The following is a 17,485-nucleotide window of genomic DNA, read 5'->3' as shown; positions in this document are numbered from 1 at the left end:
AGGTCTCCTTATAAAAAATGTCTGTTATCTTATAATATTTACGCTTTTATTTATTTTAAATTTCAAAACTTGTTGAAATTTCATTACATATAAAGTCCGCCGTTTATTTTTAGCGTCTCGCCAGTCACGTAGCTAGCGTGATCACTTAGTAAAAATGCAACCGCCTCGGCCACCTCACTAGCGCTACCAAAGCGTTTTAGCGGGATATTATCACTATAAGTTTTTTTAACCTCATCACTTAGTCCATGCGTCATATCAGTCTCGATAAAGCCAGGAGTTACGCTGTTAAAGCGGATATTTCTACTTGCGCCCTCTTTTGCAAAGCTCTTGCTCATAGCGATTAGTCCGCCCTTGCTGGCTGAATAATTCACCTGTCCTGCATTTCCCATCTCGCCAACGATAGATGCGACATTTACGACCGCTCCAAAGCGCTTTTTACTCATCACTTTTAAAGCCTCTCTACATCCTATGAAAGCTGAAGTTAAATTTGCATTTATCACATCTGTAAATTCGCTAGTTTTCATGCGAAGCGCTAGCTTGTCATTTGTGATACCAGCGTTATTTACAAGGTAGCTTAGCTCGCCGTCGCTATCAATTATCAAATTTATACCTTTTATAAACTCATCTTCGTCTGTCGCGTCAAATTTTATCACCGCAGCCTTGCCGCCATTTTGCTCGATCTCAGCCTGCAAAGCGTCTGCTATCTCAGGCTTTGAGCGGTAGTTTATCCACACCTTTAAGCCCATATTTGCAAGTGTCTTTGCGATCTGTGCGCCAATACCTCTGCTTGCACCTGTTATTAGCACGTTTTTTCCGCTAAATTTCATAGATTCTCCTTATAAATTTTGCTTATATTATCAAATTTAAAATAACGCCTCGTCCATTTCAGCTGGAATTTCAAGCCCCATGAGCTTTAAAACACTAGGCGCGATGTTGTTTAGGCCGCCATTTTTTAGCTCCTTAACCCCATCAGCCATCACAAAGCAAAAGACGTCATAAGTTGTGTGGTTTGTCAGTAGCTCGCCGCTACTATCACGCATCTCTTCGCAGTTTCCGTGATCGCTCGTGATGATCATGGCGTAGTTTTTCTCTTTTGCTTTAGCATAAATTTCTCCAAGAGCCATATCCACTGCTTCGACTGCTTTTATAGCAGCTTCGTAGTTGCCAGTGTGCCCCACCATATCGCCATTTGCGAAATTTACCACGATAAAGTCTTGCTCATCCTCCATGCCCTTTAGCACAGCCTTGCAAACCTCCGCAGCGCTCATCTCTGGCTTTTCGTCGTAGGTTTTGACCTTTGGACTAGGGATTAGCACCCTAGTTTCGTTGCTGGCTAGCTCCTCGACGCCACCATTAAAGAAAAATGTTACGTGGGCGTATTTTTCAGTCTCAGCCGTGTGAAGTTGCCTTAGTCCAGCAGCTGCTATGACCTCGCTTAGAGTGTTTTTTATCTTTTCATTTTTAAAGAGCACTTCAAATTTAAAATTTGCGTCGTATTCGGTCATGGTGATTAAATTTTTAATAGCAAAAGGTCGCTCAAACTCGCTAAATTTCTCCTCGCCCAAAGCCTCGCAAATCTCTCTTGCTCTATCATTTCTAAAATTTATAAAGATCACACCGTCATCTTTGCCTATGCCTTTAAAGCCATTAAAGCTTGCTGGCTTTACAAACTCGTCAGTCACGCCCTCGTCGTAGCTTTTTTGCAGATACTCGCTTGGTGCTAGATCGCTTAAATTTGCCCCATTTACTAGGCTATCATAGGCCTCTTTTACGCGCTCCCAGCGTTTATCTCTATCCATCGCGTAAAATCTCCCACAAACGGTTGCTACCTTAAATTTAGCCTCCAAGCTTTTTATAAAATTTACGCCACTATTTGGGCTAACGTCGCGCCCGTCGGTGATAGCGTGGGCAAAAACTTCGCAGCCATTTTTACTAGCAAGCTCGCACATGCCATCAAAATGCTCTAAGTGAGAGTGCACGCCACCGTCGCTATATAGCCCCATGACGTGAATTTTTTTGCACTTTTTAAAAAGAGCTTTTAGCGCTTCATTTTCTGCTATTGAGCCGTCATCAAAGCTGCGTGAAATTTTGACCAAATTTTGATATAAAACTCGACCGCTTCCTATGCACATGTGCCCTACTTCGCTATTTCCCATCTGCCCCTCAGGTAGCCCCACAGCGTTTCCAGAAGTTTTTATGAGTGAGTTTGGAATTTCTTTAAAAAATTTATCGTAGTTTGGCTTTTTGGCCGCCTCAAATGCATTAAATTTGCCATTTTTGTTATATCCAATGCCATCAGTTATTATAAGTATAGTTTTTTGAGCCATTTTTAAATTTTATCCTTAAATTTAGATAATTTTTAAGGCCATTATACTAAAATTGCTTTTTTTTAAAATAAAGGCCCCTATGTTTTACTATATCTATGAAATTTTAAATTTTAATATCTTTCAATACATCACCGTTCGCGCTGGCATCGCGTTTTTCATATCATTTATCTTGACAGCTTATCTGATGCCTAAATTTATCGCTTGGGCAAAGGCAAAAAACGCCGCCCAGCCTATCTACGAGCTCGCGCCACAAACTCACCAAAAAAAGGCAAAAACGCCAACCATGGGCGGACTTATCTTTGTCTTTACAGCCGTGATCGCCACGATCATCTGCGCTAGGCTTGATAACGCTTTCGTGCTAGCCTCGCTCTTTTGCCTAGTTTGTTTCACTTTGCTTGGCTACAAGGATGATTACAGCAAAATTTTAGGTGCTAAAAACCACGCCGGCCTAAGCCCAAAGGCAAAGCTCCTTTTTCAGTTTCTAATCGCCTTTTTGCTCGCAGCGTTTTTATACATCAGCAAAGAGCTAAATACCGAGTTTTACCTGCCATTTTACAAGCAGCCGATCTTTGATATGAAAATTTTTGCCATTTTCTTTTGGACGCTTGTCATCGTCGCAGCCTCAAATGCGGTAAATTTAACAGACGGACTTGACGGGTTAGCCGCGGTGCCATCGATATTTTCACTTCTAACTCTTGGCGTTTTTGCCTACATCTGCGGTCACGCCGTCTTTAGCTCGTACCTGCTTTTACCAAAGATCGCAGGCGTTGGCGAGAGCGTCGTCGTAGCCTCTGCGCTCATTGGCTCGCTCATGGGCTTTTTGTGGTTTAACTGCCATCCGGCCGAGGTCTTTATGGGCGATAGCGGCAGCCTAAGTGTTGGTGCGTATATCGGCTTTATGGGCGTTGCGACCAAAAACGAAATTTTGCTCATCATCATCGGCCTCATCTTTGTCGTTGAGACGCTAAGCGTCATCTTGCAGGTGGGTAGCTTTAAAATTTTTAAACGCAGAATTTTCTTAATGGCGCCTATACATCACCATTTTGAGATAAAGGGCTGGGCGGAAAATAAGATCATCGTGCGCTTTTGGATCATCGCGCTTTTAGCAAATTTGATCGCACTAACGGCACTAAAGATCAGGTAGATCATGCGAGCGCAGATAGAGCCTGACTTTGAGAGTGCTAGAAAAAAATATGATGAAATTTTGGAGCAAATTTTAGCCTACACCGACTATTGCGACGAATTTGGCGATGAGGATGGCGAAGAGTACCGCAAAGTAGCCGATCGTTTAGCTAAGATAAGCGGCAAAGATATGAGTAAATTTAGCCTGCATGAGTGGTGGGAGGCCGAGGGCGCTGAAAATCTCGCCTTTGACATCGCTTTGCCAGAGCCAAAAGTAGTGCCTGATATAACAAAAGACGAGCTTAGGCAGATCATAGAGCGTATGTTGGCACCTGTGCCTGAATTTGATGATGATTTTTTAGAGGCATTTTATGTAAGAGTGACATTTGCTTGCAAGGGTGCTTATTTTGCAGAGTTTTTAAAGCTAAATTTTGCCAAAACATTTAGCTTTGAGCTCTTTGAGCGCCGCGAGATAGAGGGCGTGATGCGTGAGCTAAGTGCTAACGAGATAGTAGAAATTTTATGGGGCAAAAGAGGATAAAAGTATGAGAAAATCACTATTTGGCTATGGTGGCACGACAAAGGCGATCGCTAAAAACTTCGTAAATGACGGACTTTGGGATATCTACGATGATAAATTTAGCGAAATTTCTAAGGACGAGTTTGGCAACGCTCTTTTGCCAGTTAGCGAATTTGACCCAGCAAAAAGCGGCCTAGAGATACCAAGCCCTGGCATACCGCCTCACCACGAGCTTGTCAAAAAAGCTAAAAATTTAGTTAGCGAATATGACTATTTTTATGAAATTTATAAGGCGCATCTGCCATTTAACGTCTGGATAAGCGGCACAAACGGCAAGACGACGACCACAAAGATGATGCAGCACCTGCTAGAGAGCAAAGGCTCAGTCATGGGCGGTAACGTCGGCATCGCGCTAGCAATTTTAAACCCACACGCTAAAATTTGGATACTTGAGACTAGTTCATTTACGCTGCACTACACAAAGCACGCAACGCCTGGCATCTACGTGCTTTTGCCGATCACTCCAGATCATCTAAGCTGGCATGGCAACATGAGCGAGTACGAAAAGGCAAAGCTTAAGCCGCTTGCTAGCATGAGCGAAACAAGCGTAGCTATCGTGCCTGAAATTTACGCTAAAACGCCCACAAAAGCCAAGGTGATCACCTATAAAGATGAGAGCGACTTGGCTAAATTTTGCGGCGTAAATTTGGGCGATATAGCCTTTAAAACGCCGTTTTTACTTGACGCGCTGCTAGCACTGGCGGTGGAGAAAATTTTATTTGACCGCTGTGACGTTGAGCTTTTAAACACCTTTGTTATTGAAGCAAACAAGCTCGAAGAATTTACTGATAAGATGGGTCGAACCTGGGTAAATGACACAAAAGCGACCAACATAGACGCCAGCATTCAAGCCGTAAAACGCTATAAAGATCACTTCATGCACCTGATCTTAGGCGGCGATGACAAGGGCGTTAGCATGGATGAGCTATTTGAAAATTTAAAGGGTCTTAAAGTCAAAATTTACGCCATCGGCTCAAATAGTGACAAACTTATGAATTTAGCTGCTAAATTTAACGTGCCTGCCCTAAAATGCGACTTTTTACAAAACGCTGTAAATGAGATAAGCAAAGAGCTAAAAAATGGCGAGATAGCGCTTCTAAGCCCAGCAGCTGCGAGCCTTGATCAGTTTAAGAGCTACGCCGAACGAGGAGATAAATTTAAAGAGTTCATAAGGGCTCTTTAGCAGCTTTTAAAAAAAATCACTCTTGTTATTTTTTTAGTTTAGATAAAAATTTATTTTTTCTTATATAAAAATTTAGTAAATTTTTCCGATATTACAATACACATATTTTACAGGGATGAAAAAATGCCAAATTTTGACGCCATAAGGATCGGCGTTATCAAAAAGATCAAAGGTGAAGCCATCGCCATAAGCAGGGACGGCACTATGAGGGTGCTACACAAAGGCGATGAAATTTACCTTGGTGATGATATAAAAACGAGCGAAAACTCGAACCTTACCATTGTTTTTGATGACGGCGAAAAGGCTTATGTCGGCTTTAGTTCGGTATTTCACACTATAAATGTCTTTGCCGAGCATAAAGGCGAGCTAGTCATCCCAAAAAACGCAAACATCCTTGAAAATCACAAAGAACACGCAAATGACGATGATCAAATCTCCCATCAAGAGCCATCTTCTCACGGCTCATCACCGCACTATTTCGCCTCTGCTAGCAGTGGTGGCATCAAATTTGAACTAGGTGGTCACTACTCAAATATCTACGACTTTTACACGGGTTTGCGCGCTCTTGAAGCTAGGCATGACGAGGTCAAATGGCCAGTTGGCGAGGCTAAGATCGGCGGGGTCTCTTACGCTGGATTTGGCGCGCAAAACCTAAATTTTACACCGCCAGAGCCAAACATCGTGCTAAATTTCAACCTCACAAGCGATACTGGCGAGAAAAAGGGCTTTTTAGGAGGAGCACAGCTAAACTCACTACCAAAAACTCCTGATGGCAAGAAGATCATCACAAGCATAGGTGTTGATATCCCAGACGTTGCTAAAAATGGCGACATCATCACGATAAAGACAAACATGAAAGGCGGTGGCAAAACTAGCAACTACAAAGTAAATACGATAACAAACGAGCTAATCCCAGTTGATAGCACCGGCACGCCCACTGGAGCGCCTCCTATACCTATCGTAAATGGCAAAGCAGAGATCACTGGGGTTGAAATTTTAAACCATGGCAAAACAACCGTGACAAGCTCATACACCACTGGTGGCAAGACATTTACCGCGCCGCCAACTACTTATGAGTTAAATGACACACCAGCCACCTCAAAAGTGACAGCCACGCTTGATCTTGATAAAAATGGCGACGGCGTGATAGATGCGACCGAGCTAGGATATGGCAGCGGCACGCAAACTAGCGGTATGAAATTTGTAGTGCCTGATGAGCTTAGCACTGGAGATAAGATCACGTTTAAGCTAAATGAGCCGGGCAAGCCGCCAGTTGAAAAGAAATTTACGCTAGATAAAGAAAATGGCACGGCAACTGACGAGGATGGCAACACCTATACATTTACGACCGATGAAAATGGCACAGTTAGCTTTAGCGTGCCAAACATCGCAAACATCACAGCAGGAAGCAGCATAGAAACTGGCGTAGTTGATAAATTTGGCAACGTCTCAGCCACAAGCACTACGCCAAGCAGCAATGTAAGTGACACCGTAAAAGTAACGCTAACAGCCGATAAAAACGGCGATGGGCTGATAAGTAGCGACGAGATAGGAGATGGCACTTCAAAGGTTGAGATAAATTTACCTCGCACTATAAAGCCAAAAGAGAGCGTCACTATAAATATAGGTGGCTCGCCAAAAGAATTTGTCGTAAGCGATGATGGCACAAGCGTTTATGATAAAAATAACCCAAGCGTAGTAGTGCCAATAGTTAATGGCAAATTTGAAGTGCCGGGCGTAAGCGTACCAGTAGCACCTGGCTCAAGTGTATCTATAAATACAACGGTTAATGACGAGCATGGCACGCCAAAACCAAATGGCGCAAGCAACCAAACCACCCCAAGCGTCGTAGTAGCTCCTCCTGTAAAATCAGCCAAGATAAGCTTTGATAGTGACTTGGGCTCTAGCAATAGAACACCAGATGGCAAGATAGACACTTCAGAAAACAGATACAATGACGGCGATCCAACAAAAACTGAGGCATCTATAAAAATCCCAAGCGTGATAAAAGAAGGCGATAAGATAGCCATCGATGTCACCAACCCAGACGGCAGTAAAACGCACAAGGTCTACACATACACTAATGGCAAGATAATCGCCCCTGATCACAATGAAGTGCCACTAAATGATGGTAAATTTAAGATCACAGTGCCAATAGAGCATGGCAAAACCACAAGCATAACGACGACCATGATGGACAAGGCTGGCAACAAAGGCGAGAGCGATACAAATGAGATAAAATTTAGCGACAGCCCAGTGGCTAAATTTGTCAAAGACGCTGACGGAGATGGGCTCATAGATGACACCACCGGAGCTATAACGACCTCTGATGTAAAGGTCTATCTCCCAAGTAGCGCAGTGCCAAAAGACGAGCTAAAGATAAGCATCCTAAACCCACTTACTAACAAACAATCAACCGTAAGCTACATCTTAGACGATGATGGCGTACATATGATAAATAAAAAAGATCCAAGCGATATAAAAGTGATAAGTGACGGCGCCATCACCATACCAGACGTGACGGTAAGTAGCAAGCGCCCGACCTTAGTCGATGCGACCCTTATAAAAGATGATGGAAGCGCAATATCAGGCACTTCAAGTGGTAGGCTATTTGCCTTTGGTGTGCTTGACTATATAGACGATGTAAAGCTTGTTACAAAGATAGATAATGCCGATATCCACTCTGCAAAATACCTAAACGAAGAGGACTACGAGCATATCATCTCGACAAGCCAGTATGAGTCAAATTCTACCCAAAAGATAAACTATAGCATCGCTCTTACTAATGACGAACAGCCATACATTAAATTTGGTATAAATAAGCCTGACACCACAAGTGACGGTAAAGGCTACGTGCTAATCGAGATAAAAGACGAAAATGGAAATATAAGTGATAGCTTTATAGCCAAGATCGAAAACAATACCGTCATAGCAGACTTTGAAAAGGTTGGCAAAAAGCTAGATAGAACGCACCATATCATAGACGCCACCTACGTGGGGACTGACGGCGTGCCTCAAAGAGATGATAACCTAACTATCACGGTCGATCTTGACTCAAAGCCTGACAAACTAATAGAATCTGACTTTGACAATATAAAAAACAGCTCCGGTAGCTACGCTATAAATTTTAGCGGCAAAGGCGAAGCTGCAAACAATCCAAACGATGAAAAATCAAAAGATGTAGAGGTCATAGACGCTGAGACATCTGAGAAGACGACACTTACACTTGATAGAAATTTAAGCTACTCTGGAAGCTTTAACGTAGCGCAAAATACTGGCAGCAAAAACTACATAGTAGAAAGACTAGATGATGCAGGAAATTTAGCCGTTCAAACCGTGACTATGGTGGCAAACAAAGGGCTTGACGTTGATATGTGGTTTTTTGACTGCACAAATACAGAATTTTGGTCATACGATCCAGCAGTTACGACTGGTCCAAGAGCGGATAATATCTCCCCAGGAGGGTATGGATACCACGTAGCAAATCACTACGAGGCATGGACCAAATGGGCAGGAACTGGCGTAAGTGCAACTACAACTTATAATGAGCTTTCTTTTCAAGGAGGCAAAGACTGGAAGCTAAAATCAACAAGACCACACGCAGGTGAGCTAAACACAAACGATATAGCAAAAGTAGGACACTCTCCAGAAGCAAGCGATACCGATCACACTGGGGCGCATTATAATCTAAACAAGACAGGAAACTACGTCCTTGAGGAGGCGGAGCCTATAGGAACTGATCTGATCATGAAAATGAAAGGTTGGATATACATAAAAGAAGATGGCCAATACAACATAGCAGCAAAGCACTTTCAAGATATGGTAGATGTAAAAATAGCAGATGAAAGTTTTGGAAAGTGGGCATATTGGTTTGGCTCAGGAGACAATGGCCCTCACGGAGGCAATCATATTTATAATCTAAAAAAAGGATTTTATAGGATAGAGGTTGATTATGTTGATAGGACGCAAGATACATTTTTAGACATAATGATAAAGAAAAGGTCACAAAATGCTAGCGACTATAAAATCATAGGCTCACAAGGAAGCGGCACGCACCTTTTTAGTGATAGCTATGTAAAAGCCCTACATGATAAAGGATATGTTAGCGATGAAAAAGATGGTCTTATAGCTGGTAAAAAGGGATATAGAAGTTTAGTAAATCAAGAAAAAGATAGTAGCAAGCCAGCAAAATATTTTGGTGATGATACTGATGATTTTAACAGAGTGATACATCTCAAACACAATAACGATAGCCTTGAAGGTAGCAACCTAAACGATGTATTTATCTATAATGGCAAGAATATAGACGCAAAAGGTGGCGTTGATAAGCTGATATTTGTTGAAGATACAAAATTAGAAAAGGTGAGTAATCTAAACGATAATCTAAAAAGCTTCGAACGCTTGCAACTAGGCACAGAAAACCAAGCTGTTTCAATATCATTTAACACAAAAAATGTTCTTGACATAATAGACTCTAGAACAACAAAGATAACAGAAGGCGAATACTCAACCCTAACAACCGTATCTGGCACTGAAAGCATAAATACAGTTTTAAAGATACTAGGAGATAGCAACGATATCGTAAAACTAATAAACGATGGCACAAATAAATTTGAATTAGCAACAAACGAAGAGGTGACTTTACTAAACTGGAAGCATAGCAAAGCTATAGGTGGTAGCTACAACAAAGTAGAAACTAACGGTAACGGACATGTAAGAGAATTTCAGCCAGATCCGGCACATAACCCAGATGTATGGAAAACATATAAAGATGCAAGCGGTAAGCCGATCATCGACTCCTACGACACTCCGGTAAATCACGTCTATAAAGGCACATACACTGATGGAGCTAGCACAAAAACATTTTTCGTTGAGATAGATAAAAATATCAAGATCACTCACGAGGGAGATGATCAAGACAATACATTTACCTACGAAGGCAACAAGATAGATGCAAAAGGTGGCGTTGATACGCTCATCTTTACTGAAAATATCGATCTTAGCAGGGTGGCTGATCTAAACGATAAACTAAAGAGCTTTGAAACTTTACAGCTTGGTAGCAAGAGCACTCAGGCGGTCTCGATAGGACTAGACGCCAAAAGCGTGCTTGATATCATAGACGCACAAGTAACAGATGGCGGGCTAAAAAGCATAAATACCGTGCTAAAGATCAAAGGTGACAATAACGACAAAGTAGCACTAGATGGCAAAGGCACTATCTTCGCGCAAGCTACAGACAGCGAAGTAGCGGCACTAAATTTAAAGCATAGCGCTTTAGGCGATACACACAACCAAGTAGCAGTTGATGGTAGTGGTCACGCAGTAAATCAAGTCTATAAAGGCGTATATGGCAGCGGAGCTGGCGCACAAACATTTTTTATCGAGATAGATAAAGATGTAAGTGTAGTAAATTTGGTGCATTAGATCTTTTAAATTTAAAGAAATTTCTGTTACTCCTTAGCTTAATGGACTTTTAAGCTAAAATCATAAATTTTAATTTTTATACTCTAAAATCCTCTTTTTTGTGCTATTTAGCTTAAATTTCATAAACATCCCTAGAAATAATGCTTCACACATAATAATTTTTATCACATACTAAAATAAATTTTTACTATAAAAAATATCTATAAATAACCTAAAATAAGGCAAATAAAACTAAATTTAATCAATTATAAATATATCAAAGCCTTTATATAAAACTTAAATAAAATAATTAATCTTAAAACTATAAACTTTTAAAGGAATTTGTCGATATAAAATAAACTTTAAAAATTTAGAAATATCACAAAGGGATAAAATGCATATCGTAGCCTTAAAAATAGCCATCGTCAAACAAATAGTAGGCGAAGTCATAGCCATCTCGCCAGACGGGAGCACAAGAGTGCTTCACAAAGGCGATGAGATATTTTTAGGCGATATCATAAAAACAGCAATCGATGCCAAAGTAAGGATAGTTTTTGATGATGGCGAGGTTGCGAACATCGGCTTTAACTCTACTTTTAGGACAACAAATGTCTTTGCCGAGCAAAACGGCGAGCTTGTCATCCCTGGCTTACAAAAAGATGAAAAAGATGCAAAACATGAAGATAGCGAACATGAGAGCAACATCCACCACGGCGGATCAAATTTATCTAGCCAAGCATCGCTAAATAACGCAGGTTTTAGCAAAAGCGGTCACTATACAAATATCTTTGACAACGTAAAGCACGCACTACGTGAGATCATAAATTCTGAAAAGTTTTTTAACGCCCCAGTCTCAACCATAAAAGGTGCGCCAGCACAAGCCACAAAACCAAGTGTGCCATTTATCGATAATGTCCCTAAATTTTTCCTCGATGCCGATACAAACAAAGATGGCCTTTTAGATAAAAACGAAATTTTAGCTTCGCCTGAAACTACAAAAAATAACAATAAATTTTACACTCCTGTGGTTGTCACTTTGCCACCAGCTGCTAAAGATGGCGACATCATAAAGATAAAAAGTGGCTCGCAAACTCTAAAATACAAGATCGATCTTACAAGTAGCGAACTCATTCAAGTAGATGATAACGGATCTCCAGTGCCAGCGCCCACTTCAACCCCAACAGCACCTACCTTCATCTCAGTGCCACTTACTAATGGCAAAGCAAAGATCCCAGATGTCGAGATACCAAATGGCAAACCTATAGATATCGCTGTAAATTTAGTTGATAAAAACGGACACGAAAGTGGTTCAAATTTAAAGGTTGAAACAAACGACGTCCCACCAGCATCAAAAGTAAGCGCGACACTTAGCATAGACAAAAATGGCGACGGCGTGATAGATGCTACCGAAATGGGCGTAGGAGAGGACTCTGTAAAAACTGACGTGAAATTTCTAGTGCCTGACGATATGAAAAGTGGCGACAAGATCAAGTCTATAGTCACAGACGCAAACGGAGACACGGTTACTAAAATTTATACCATAAACAAAGAAAACAACACTGCCACTGACGAAGCTGGCAATGTTTATCCACTAAAACCAAATGGCAAAGGAGCTATGGAATTTGACGTGCCAAATGGTGCCACTATCACGCCAGGCACTGAGATCAAAACTCAGTTTATAGACCGCTTTGGCAACGAAGGCGTGATCAAACAAAAGCCAAACACCATAAGCAACAAAGCCGAAGCGACACTAAGCGCTGATACCAATAACGATGGCGTTATCAGCAAGTCCGAGCTAAAAAATAGCGAATCAAGCGTAGATATCCACTTGCCAAACACTATGAAGCCAGGCGAGAGCGTAACAGTCACCATAGATACAGGCAGTGGCACACCAACACCAAAAAAATTTATCCTAAGCCCTGATAAAAAAAGCGTCTATGACCCAAATGATCCAAGCCATACACTTATACCTATCCAAAATGGTAAATTTGAAGTCCCAGATGTAAAGATACCTATCAGCGAGGGCACAAATGCCACTATAAAAACTGAAATCACCAAAAACAATGGCTCAGTAGAATCCAACGAAAATACCGCAGCTACCGACATCACACCACCTGCAAGATCAGCCAAGATAGAATTTAGCAAAAACCTCCCAAACGTAGATGGCAAGAGCGATAACAAGCTTGATACATTTGAAAATGGCTACGGCAACGACAGCGATAAAACTGAAGTAACCATAAGTATCCCAACTCAAAGCAAACCAAACGAAAAGATAAGAGTAGCCATCACAAATCCAGATGGAAAGATAGAAACAAAAGAATTTACTATCGGCGAAAATGGCAAAATCATCGCACCTGATGGCAACGAGATAGACGCAAGCAGTGGGAAATTTAAGATCAACGTGCCTATCAAAAATGGTGCAAAAACTAGCATAGACACAACAGTTATCGATCAGTTTGGTAACGAAGGCGCAACTGACAGCCAGTTTATAGTATTTGACGACAAGCCAAAGGCTAAATTTATAAAAGACATAGATGGCGACGGACTGATAGACGGCACAAACGGCGTCACCATCACAGGTTCAGATGTCCTAGCCTCTATCCCAAGCACAGCTAAAGTAGGCGACGAGCTAAAAGTCTCTGTGCTAAATCCAAATACAAACAAACAAGAGATAAAAACCTACATCATAAAAGAGGCAAAACCAGGCGAAACTCTAACCACATACGAGAAAAAGCCAGACCCAGACATCGAGTATGAAGCCAAAACCAAAACACTTACAGATGAATACATCAAAGTAGTAAATAAAGATGACCCAACAGATACTCAGCTAGTAAATGGCAGTCGTTTCTTGCTCAAAGACGTGCCAGTAAATACCAGCAAGCCAACCCTTGTTGATATAGACCTTGTAAGAGATGGCACCAAAATTTTCACTGGCTCTTCTAGTGGTAGATTGTTTAAATTTGGCATTCTTGACTATGTAGATGACGTTAAGCTAGTTACCTCAGTAGATGGCGGATCGAGTAACCCAGCCAAATACCTACTCGAAAAAGACTTCGAGCACATCATCTCAACAAGTAAATTTGACGATACATTTAACGAGCGCATAAACTACAAGATCGCCCTTACAAACGACGAAAGTCCGATGATCAAATTTGGTATCGCGCAAAAAGATACAGACACAGCCACAGGCGGAGATGGTGGCAAGGTGCTTATAGAAGTAAAAGATGAAAGTGGAGCAGTAAAAAGCAAATTTTATGCCGACATCAAAGACAATGTTGTAGTAGCTGACTTTGAAGCAGCTGGCGTAAAGCTAGACAGGACGCACCACATCATAGACGCTACCTATGTAGATAAAAATGGTGTAGAAAAACGCAGTGAAAATTTGACCATCACAGTCGATCTTGATGCGACGCCAGATGGACTAAAAGAGCCAAGCTTTGGTGGCTCAAAGACTGGCTCAGGGCAAAGTTACAAAGTGATCTTTAGCGGAGAAGCAGAAGATCCGAGCAGACCTGACGACAAAACATCCATAAAAGTAGATGTCGTCGATGTAAATAACTCATCTAAACAAATTTTGCCACTAACTGACCTAAAATATGAGGGCGAATTTCTAACGACACTAACCAGCGGTAGTAAAAATTTCATCGTCAAAAGACTAGATGACGCTGGCAATATGTCAGTCCAAACCGTCTCAATGATCTCAAACAGCGGTCTTGATGTGGATATGTGGTTTTATGATTGTGCGAATAATAACTTTAATGTCTACTGCAGAGACAAAAGTTTGATAAAAACAGGAGATGTTCCTACTTATAATGGTGGCTGGGGACTTCACGTAAAAAATCACTATAACCACTGGGCAGACTGGACAAACGTAAGTGCCACCACAACTTTTAATGAAGTGACATTTAGATCAGGTAAAGACTGGCAACTCTCAGAAACAAGACCTAGACCAGGTGAGCTAAATATGAAAGATATGGCAAGGGTCGGCCACTCACCAAACGCAAGCGACACCGATCACAATGGCACAAAATATAATGTAAATCACACTGGAAACTACATGCTACTAGAGGCCGAGCCAGTAGGAACCGACCTCATAATGAGAATGCAGGGCTGGATATATATAAAAGAGACAGGCACATACACCATAAAAGCTAGTCAATACGAGTCAGCATTTAGTATAGATATAGCTGGTCAAGGTTTTAAAAACAATTCATGGGGTAGTGATCACAACAAAAGTAAAAATTTTACCCTAGAAAAAGGCTTTCATAAAATAAACATCCAATATGTTGATGACAATGAAAACGTAAATTTAGATGTAGCTATCAAAAAAGCTGGAGAGAGCGACGCTAACTATAAGATCATAGGCTCTGCTGGCAGTGGCACACATCTTTTTAGCGATAACTACGTAAAAGCACTAGAGCAAAATGGCTTTATAGATCATGAAGCCAATAAATTTCACAAGATCCTCCAAAGAGATGGCAAATACTACGGAGATGATACAAATGACTTTAATAGCATCGTTCAGCTAAGGCACGACTCGACAGAAACTGTTGGAAGCAACCTAAATGATGCCTTTGTCTATAATGGCAAGCCAATGGACGGCAAAGGTGGCATAGATACACTTATATTTGTAGATGATGTCGATCTTAGTAAAGTAGCCAATCTTGATAAAAATTTAGAAAGCTTTGAGCGCATACAGCTAGGCACAAGCGATCAAGCAGTCTCTATAGGACTAGACGCCAAAAGCGTTCTTGACATAGTCGACTCAAGGGTTACAAAGATAACAGGCAAAGCTGGCACAGAAAATATCAACACAGTGCTAAAAATCTTTGGCGACAGCGATGACATAGTAGCCCTAAAAGGCAAAGGAACTACCTTTACACAAGCAACAGATAGTGAAGTAACGATGCTAAATTCAAAACATAGCGTTATCGGAGATGAATATAACAAAGTAGCAGTTGATGCAAGTGGTCACGCTGTAAATCAAGTCTATAAAGGCACTTATGGCAGTGGAGCAAGCGCACAAACATTTTTTATCGAGATAGATAAAGATGTAAGTGTGGTAGATTTACATTAAATTTAACGTTATTAGGCTATAAATTTATAGCCTAATTTTAAAAATAAAGCATTTTTTAGATTTTTAAACTTAGTTTAAATATTTAAAATGTATAATCCAATTTCTTTTATCAACGTGGTTGGATAGCTCAGTCGGTAGAGCAGCAGACTGAAAATCTGCGTGTCGGCAGTTCGATTCTGCCTCTAACCACCATTTCTTTTTCATAAACTTTTTTCATGGACACGGACAGATGGGTGAGCGGCTGAAACCACACCCCTGCTAAGGGTGCAGCTCTTAATCGGGGCTCGAGGGTTCAAATCCCTCTCTGTCCGCCACCAACACAATATTTTTCTTTCTAGCTTCCCTAAATTTCGGTGTTTTAACTGCATTTATTAGCAGATATTTTTGTCCTAAATTTCAGACAAATCAGTTTTGTTACAGAAAATTTGCACTTTTGTTACAGAAACTATTAGGATCATTCTATGAGTTCTAGATTGATCACAAAGGTTCCCAACAGACCAAATTTCTACTTTTTTGATACTGCTCTTAAAGATGGCAAAAAGCTAACTGTTAAATTTTGCCTTTTCACAAAAGATCTAGATGAGGCGGCAAGACTGGCAAATTCTATAAAAGCTGCAGCCAACGAAGCTCTTTCTAAAAAGATAACCACAACACATACAAACTCTAAAAGCCTAAGAGCCTTAATAAACATTAAAAGACAAAATGAGCGGTGCATTAAACAAAATGGCATATTTTTAGATGTTAGCGAATATAAAGAGCTCTCACAAGAGGTGATAGCTAAATTTTATAATCTAGTAGTGCCAGAAGAAAAGTTTGAAAAAGAGTTCAAAATATTATTGGATGCATCTTTAAGCCCAAAAGAAACTTCGCCGCTATCTTTTGAAGCAGTAGCTAAAAGATATGTGGCGACCGAGTGTTTAAAACTAAAATCCAGTGATAAGACAAAGAGCTATTATGTTAAGACTGGCAAGCTCTTGGATGAGTTTTTTAAAAATCATCAAGGTAAAGAGTTTAGCTACAGCGATGCTGAAAATTTTCAAACAACTCTAGCAAGCAAAAATCTCAATAAAAAGACCATCAACAACTACACATCTTACTCAAAAAGGCTCTTTGACTATGCCATAAAGATGGGCAAGCTCACGACCAATCCATTTAAAATGCTTACATCTTTTAAAATTTCAGCTGATGAGAAGTCACCGAAAGACAACTTTAGTCTAGATGAACTAAAAATAGTTTTTGCTACAAAAAGGCTTGATCTACGAAACTATATGATGTTTGCTCTTCATACTGGGCTAAGGTTTAATGAAATTTGGCAACTTGATAGCAAAAGTGTAGGCGAAGAAGATGGTATAAAATTTATAAATGTTAAGACTGCCAAGCAAAAAGGAGGCGTTAGCAAATATAGGCAAATTCCGCTACATAAGAATATTGAGCATTTGGCTGACTTAAAGTGGCTAGAGCAAATCAAGAAAGGAAAAGAGAGTAGTGATTATTTCGGAAAGCGCCTAAATAGACACATTCATAAATCTATCCCAAGTGCGAATGTCAGCTTTCATAGACTGCGTGGCAATTTTGCAAAAGCTATTAAAGACTATTGTTTGGAAAATTCTCTAGCAGATCTTACTTCTGTTCTTTTGGGACATAGCACAGACCTAGCAACTGATACATATGCAAAAGGAGTGTCTTTGAAGGCTAAAAAAGAGGCATTAAAGGGGCTTGATATTTTTTATTTACTAATTATTTAAAAATACCCTAAAATATTTAACTTGATAGGTATAATTATATATAAACAT

The 17,485-nt window shown here is 40.6% G+C and carries 8 protein-coding genes and 2 tRNA genes; 8 read left to right on the top strand and 2 right to left on the bottom strand.

Annotated elements, in window-relative coordinates; all coding sequences use genetic code 11:
• Window positions 1–83: 83 nt before the first annotated feature.
• The gene (gene fabG, locus CVS91_RS04905; RefSeq protein WP_107830695.1) at window positions 84–827 is read right to left on the bottom strand and encodes a 3-oxoacyl-ACP reductase FabG; all 744 of its coding nucleotides are present in this window, start codon (window positions 825–827) and stop codon (window positions 84–86) included.
• Window positions 828–863: 36 nt separating this feature from the next.
• Window positions 864–2,327, bottom strand: coding sequence for a 2,3-bisphosphoglycerate-independent phosphoglycerate mutase (gene gpmI / locus CVS91_RS04900; RefSeq protein ID WP_107830693.1), 1,464 nt, complete (start codon window positions 2,325–2,327; stop codon window positions 864–866).
• Between the two features lie 79 nt (window positions 2,328–2,406).
• Here gpmI and mraY point away from each other — a divergent pair, with 79 nt between their 5' ends.
• From mraY to CVS91_RS04860, 8 genes are all read left to right on the top strand, one after another.
• Window positions 2,407–3,471, top strand: a complete 1,065-nt coding sequence (gene mraY, locus CVS91_RS04895) for a phospho-N-acetylmuramoyl-pentapeptide-transferase (protein WP_107830692.1) — start codon at window positions 2,407–2,409, stop codon at window positions 3,469–3,471.
• A gap of 3 nt (window positions 3,472–3,474) precedes the next feature.
• Entirely contained in the window at window positions 3,475–3,990 is a 516-nt protein-coding gene (locus tag CVS91_RS04890; RefSeq protein ID WP_107830690.1) for a hypothetical protein, read from the top strand.
• 4 nt (window positions 3,991–3,994) lie between these two features.
• On the top strand, window positions 3,995–5,212 hold the full coding sequence (murD, locus tag CVS91_RS04885; RefSeq protein WP_107830688.1) for a UDP-N-acetylmuramoyl-L-alanine--D-glutamate ligase: 1,218 nt from the start codon (window positions 3,995–3,997) through the stop codon (window positions 5,210–5,212).
• Between the two features lie 123 nt (window positions 5,213–5,335).
• Window positions 5,336–10,636: a hypothetical protein gene (locus tag CVS91_RS04880; RefSeq protein ID WP_107830686.1), complete on the top strand. Its 5,301-nt coding sequence runs from the start codon at window positions 5,336–5,338 to the stop codon at window positions 10,634–10,636.
• A 373-nt stretch (window positions 10,637–11,009) separates the two neighbouring features.
• Window positions 11,010–15,692 carry a hypothetical protein gene (locus tag CVS91_RS04875; protein WP_107830684.1) on the top strand — a complete coding sequence of 1,561 codons (4,683 nt, stop codon included), beginning with the start codon at window positions 11,010–11,012 and terminating at the stop codon, window positions 15,690–15,692.
• Between the two features lie 116 nt (window positions 15,693–15,808).
• A tRNA-Phe gene (locus CVS91_RS04870) sits at window positions 15,809–15,884 on the top strand.
• Window positions 15,885–15,915: 31 nt separating this feature from the next.
• A tRNA-Ser gene (locus CVS91_RS04865) sits at window positions 15,916–16,006 on the top strand.
• A 147-nt stretch (window positions 16,007–16,153) separates the two neighbouring features.
• Window positions 16,154–17,437, top strand: a complete 1,284-nt coding sequence (locus CVS91_RS04860; RefSeq protein ID WP_199906233.1) for a tyrosine-type recombinase/integrase — start codon at window positions 16,154–16,156, stop codon at window positions 17,435–17,437.
• Window positions 17,438–17,485 lie beyond the last annotated feature (48 nt).

Origin of the sequence: Campylobacter concisus, assembly GCF_003048985.1 — a bacterium.
Lineage (GTDB): Bacteria > Campylobacterota > Campylobacteria > Campylobacterales > Campylobacteraceae > Campylobacter_A > Campylobacter_A concisus_AY.
This window is presented reverse-complemented; position numbering and strand designations above follow the sequence as displayed.

What these genes read in the sequence shown, in the direction of transcription:
- fabG (WP_107830695.1), bottom strand. Translation starts at nt 827, where the DNA reads ATGAAATTTAGCGGAAAAAACGTGCTAATAACAGGTGCAAGCAGAGGT.
- gpmI (WP_107830693.1), bottom strand. Translation starts at nt 2,327, where the DNA reads ATGGCTCAAAAAACTATACTTATAATAACTGATGGCATTGGATATAAC.
- mraY (WP_107830692.1), top strand. Translation starts at nt 2,407, where the DNA reads ATGTTTTACTATATCTATGAAATTTTAAATTTTAATATCTTTCAATAC.
- CVS91_RS04890 (WP_107830690.1), top strand. Translation starts at nt 3,475, where the DNA reads ATGCGAGCGCAGATAGAGCCTGACTTTGAGAGTGCTAGAAAAAAATAT.
- murD (WP_107830688.1), top strand. Translation starts at nt 3,995, where the DNA reads ATGAGAAAATCACTATTTGGCTATGGTGGCACGACAAAGGCGATCGCT.
- CVS91_RS04880 (WP_107830686.1), top strand. Translation starts at nt 5,336, where the DNA reads ATGCCAAATTTTGACGCCATAAGGATCGGCGTTATCAAAAAGATCAAA.
- CVS91_RS04875 (WP_107830684.1), top strand. Translation starts at nt 11,010, where the DNA reads ATGCATATCGTAGCCTTAAAAATAGCCATCGTCAAACAAATAGTAGGC.
- CVS91_RS04860 (WP_199906233.1), top strand. Translation starts at nt 16,154, where the DNA reads ATGAGTTCTAGATTGATCACAAAGGTTCCCAACAGACCAAATTTCTAC.